We start from the raw sequence: 551 nt of genomic DNA, 5'->3' as shown, positions 1-551 counted from the left end.
TACCAATACCATTCAATTTTATCAATTTCACTGAAAAAAAGAAAACCCATATTAGGGTCTTTACGATTAACAACTAAGTCCATAGCCCGATAGTATGGATGCTCATCATAAGACCACGTGTTTTTATTAATATAATCATAGAAGTCATTATACTTTTCGCCCTTATGGATAAAAGGTTTTCCAGCAGACACCTTTTCTAAAACTTCTTTGAAGTCCTGTATTATCTCTTTCATCTTTAAAATAACTTTATCCATTTTTCTCCTCTCTTTAAAATACGTTTAATATCTTTTAATATCTTTTTCTGAAATAGGCAATTTTTCCCGACACGCTCCGTAGATGTAATATGATTTAAGTCGCAATCCCCTATGAGCGGGTCATATTATTCTGACATAAGAAACAATTTTGGGGTTAACCCTACTGAACTGGGTCGCAATCCCCTATGAGCGGGTCATATTATTCTGACGAACTTACTCAATCTCTGGAATATTACTGAGGAGACGAAGTCGCAATCCCCTATGAGCGGGTCATATTATTCTGACGTAGTACGTAAT

At 35.2% G+C, this 551-nt stretch carries 1 protein-coding gene; it reads right to left on the bottom strand.

Going from position 1 to position 551, the window contains the following annotated elements; translation table 11 throughout:
* Positions 1-254 (bottom strand): hypothetical protein (locus tag N3D17_07910; protein MCX8083285.1); only part of this gene is annotated, 254 nt, incomplete at its 3' end.
* Between the last annotated feature and the right edge of the window lie 297 nt (positions 255-551).

Source organism: bacterium (genome assembly GCA_026414725.1).
Lineage (GTDB): Bacteria > Ratteibacteria > UBA8468 > B48-G9 > JAFGKM01 > JAAYXZ01.
The sequence above is the reverse complement of the archived record's forward strand: the minus strand, read 5'-3'. Positions and strand labels throughout refer to the sequence as shown.